General features: G+C 69.5%; 4 protein-coding genes and 1 pseudogene. 4 read left to right on the plus strand and 1 reads right to left on the minus strand.

Annotated elements, in window-relative coordinates:
• The coding region (locus A0J57_RS24910) for a quinoprotein dehydrogenase-associated SoxYZ-like carrier (RefSeq protein WP_235600958.1) at positions 1-510 on the minus strand (510 nt) is incomplete at its 3' end.
• A 36-nt stretch (positions 511-546) separates the two neighbouring features.
• Here A0J57_RS24910 and A0J57_RS27080 point away from each other — a divergent pair.
• From A0J57_RS27080 to acs, 4 genes and pseudogenes are all read left to right on the plus strand, one after another.
• Positions 547-621: pseudogene (locus A0J57_RS27080) on the plus strand (quinoprotein dehydrogenase-associated SoxYZ-like carrier); the annotation flags it as partial.
• Positions 622-764: 143 nt separating this feature from the next.
• A complete protein-coding gene (locus A0J57_RS24915; protein ID WP_061940184.1) occupies positions 765-1,307 on the plus strand; it encodes a rhodanese-like domain-containing protein in 543 nt (180 codons plus the stop codon).
• A gap of 61 nt (positions 1,308-1,368) precedes the next feature.
• A complete protein-coding gene (locus A0J57_RS24920) occupies positions 1,369-1,836 on the plus strand; it encodes a pseudoazurin (RefSeq protein WP_061940182.1) in 468 nt (155 codons plus the stop codon).
• A gap of 9 nt (positions 1,837-1,845) precedes the next feature.
• Positions 1,846-3,509, plus strand: a 1,664-nt coding sequence (acs, locus tag A0J57_RS24925) for an acetate--CoA ligase (protein ID WP_062017463.1), incomplete at its 3' end; no start/stop codon positions are given.

A 3,509-nucleotide genomic window follows, 5' to 3' on the forward strand; every position in this document is an offset into this window, starting at 1 on the left:
GAGACAGGTGGGAATGGCGTCGACCAGCCCGGTGTCCATCGGGTGCCGGAAGTTGAGGCGAAGGCGGCTGGCGGCGACCGGCCCCGCGACAGGCCAGGCCTCGCCCCTGATCTCGCCCAGATGGTCCGCCCAGTCGCCCTTGACCCGGCTGACCGGGGGCGTCGAGCAGCCGCCGCCCGCCGCGTCGATCCAGCCGCCCGACACCAGCCATTCGCCGCTCGCCAACTGCACCGCGCCGCGCACGGGGGTGCGCTGGTCCAGCTTGATGCGGGTGGCTAGATAGGCTTCGCTGTCCGTCGGGCGATAGTCGACGGCGATTGGGATCGGGTTGAGGTCCGCCATCAGGACGATGCGCCGGACGCCGGGGATGGCGCGGGCGTCGATGGCGACCGGGAAGCTGCGCTGGTTCTCCGCGATCTGGGGGAAATCGACCTTCACCCGCGGGTCGAAGCGGACCGGATCGTTGCCGAACAGCAGCTTTGCATGGGCTTCCCACATCGGCGATTCCAGCGGATCGGCGGGCGTGGATGCGCCCGCCCCNCGACGCCCCCGGTCAGCCGGGTCAAGGGCGACTGGGCGGACCATCTGGGCGAGATCAGGGGCGAGGCCTGGCCTGTCGCGGGGCCGGTCGCCGCCAGCACGAGCAGGGCCAGGGTCATGGCTGCGTAGCTTCGCCTTTTCACATCCTTCTCCCTTGGTGCAGGTCTAAAGGCTGGCGCAATGCGCTACCATTGGTCCTTGGGTCGGATGGGGAGGGAAGCGGGATGAGGAGGACGATCTGGGCCGGAGCCCTTCTGCTTTGCGCGGCGCCGGTGGCGGCGGAGCCGTTGTTCGGGCCTGACGGCTATCGGATCGCCGCCTATCGCGCCCCGGTCTCCCGCCCGCCCGCCGGGGTCGGGCGGATCGCGCCGGCCGCCGCCGCAGCCCTGCGGCCGGGTCGGGATGCGCTGTTCCTCGACGTCCTGCCGGCCGAGGGCGGGCATCGGGAGAGCGACGGGCGCTGGCGGCTGGCGGCGCAGCATGAGAGCATTCCGGGCGCTCGCTGGTTCCCCGAAGCGGGAAGGGGCGTGCCGGAGCCCGACATCGCGCTCTGGTTCGCGGCCGGCGTGCGGCGGCTGACGGGTGGGTGGCGCGATCGCATGCTGGTCGTCTTCTGCCGGTCCGATTGCTGGATGAGCTGGAACGCGGCGCGGCGGCTGCGCGCCATGGGCTATCGCAATGTCTGGTGGCTGGCGGAGGGGACGGACGGCTGGCGCGACCTGGGGCGGCCCTTGGTTCGGGTGGCGCCGGAGGGGCGCGCGCCCTAGGACCAATGGCCCATTGCGGGGGTCCGCTGCGCTGCGTCATCACTTGCCCAAGCATGTTTGCATGGGAGAGAGAGCCTTGATCCGCATTCGCATCACCCTGGGCGGCGTTGCCGCCGCCGCGTTCCTGACGCTGGCGCCGCTTTCGGCGCAGGCGAAGGACATCGTCGTCCATATGAAGAATCAGGGCGCGGACGGCGCCATGGTGTTCGAGCCGTCCTTCGTGAAGGCGGCGGTGGGCGACACCATCCGTTTCCAGCCGACCAACCCCAGCCATAATGCCGAAACCATCGCGAACATGCTGCCGGCCGGCGCGACCCCGATGAAGGGCGCGATGAACAAGGAGGCGGTGCTGACCGTCACCAAGCCCGGCCTCTACGGCATCAAGTGCATGCCGCATTATTCGATGGGCATGGTCGCGCTGGTGCAGGTGGGCAAGGTGGCCCCGGCCGATCTCGCGGCGGCCAAGGCGGTGAAGCTGCCGCCCTTCGCCGCCAGGCGGATGACCGCCGCGCTCGCCAAAGTGAAGTGAGATCCGCCGATGCTGACCACGGCCCCCCCTGTCTATCCCGTGCCGCCCGCCTGGTCGGCGGAGGCGAAGGTCGATGCCGCCGCCTATGCCGCGGGCTATCGCCGATCGCTGGATGACGCCGAAGCCTATTGGCTGGAGCAGGCGCGGCGGCTGGACTGGCTGCGCGAACCCACCCGCGCCGATGAGAGCAGCTTTGCGGAAGGGGATTTCGGCATAAGCTGGTTCAGCGACGGCGTGCTGAACGTGTCGGCCAATTGCGTGGACCGCCATCTGGAGACGCGCGGCGATCAGGCGGCGATCATCTGGGAACCGGACGATCCGGAGGAACCGGCGCGGCGCTTCACCTACCGGCAATTGCATGAAGAGGTGTGCCGCTTCGCCCATGTGCTGAAAGGCGCGGGCGTGGGGCGCGGCGACCGGGTGACGCTCTATCTGCCGATGATTCCGGAGGCGGCCTTCGCCATGCTCGCCTGCGCGCGGATCGGGGCGATCCATTCGGTCGTGTTCGGCGGCTTTTCGCCCGAGGCGCTGGCGGGACGGATCAGCGATTGCGACAGCCGGATCGTCATCACCGCCGATGAAGGGCGGCGGGGCGGCAGGACCGTGCCGCTGAAGCGCAATGTCGATGCGGCGGCGGCTCTGGCGCCGGGGCTGGAACGCGTGATCGTCGTCCGGGCGACGGGCGGTGACGTCGCGATGGACCCCGCGCGGGACGCCTATTATGACGAACTGGCCGCTGAGGTCTCCACCGACTGTCCGGCCGAGGCGATGGCGGCGGAAGACCCGCTGTTCCTGCTCTACACCTCCGGGTCGACGGGCAAGCCCAAGGGCGTGCTGCATTCGACCGGCGGCTATCTGCTCTGGGCGGCGATGACCTTCGACCTTGCCTTCGACCATCGGCCGGGCGAGGTCTTCTGGTCCTCCGCCGATGTCGGTTGGGTCACAGGCCACAGCTATATCGTCTATGGGCCGCTGGCCAATGGCGGCACCACGCTGATGTTCGAGGGGGTGCCGAACTGGCCGACGCCCAGCCGCATCTGGGAAGTGGTCGACCGGCATCGGGTGACGACGCTCTACACCGCGCCGACGGCGCTGCGTTCGCTGATGAAGGAGGGGGACGAACATGTGACCCGCACCAGCCGCGCCTCGCTGCGGCTGATGGGCACGGTGGGGGAGCCGATCAATCCCGAAGCCTGGCGCTGGTATCATGAGGTGGTGGGCGAGGGGCGCTGCCCCATTGTCGATACCTGGTGGCAGACGGAGACGGGCGGCCACATGATCACGCCGCTGCCGGGCGCGACGGACCTGAAGCCGGGCGCGGCGACCAAGCCCTTTTTCGGGGTCGAGCCCTTGCTGGTCGACGGCAATGGCGTCGCCGTGGAGGGCGAGGGGGAAGGCAATCTCTGCATCGCGCGGAGCTGGCCGGGGCAGGCGCGGACCGTGTGGGGCGACCATGAGCGTTTCTTCCAGACCTATTTCACCACCTATCCGGGGCTGTACTTCACCGGCGACGGCTGCCGGCGCGATGCGGACGGGGACTATTGGATTACGGGGCGCGTCGACGACGTGATCAATGTGTCGGGCCATCGCATGGGCACGGCGGAGGTGGAAAGCGCGCTGGTGCTGCACGAGGCGGTGGCGGAGGCGGCGGTGGTGGGCTTCCCGCACGACAT

Source organism: Sphingobium sp. 22B (assembly GCF_001580035.1).
Taxonomy (GTDB): Bacteria; Pseudomonadota; Alphaproteobacteria; order Sphingomonadales; family Sphingomonadaceae; genus Sphingobium; species Sphingobium fuliginis.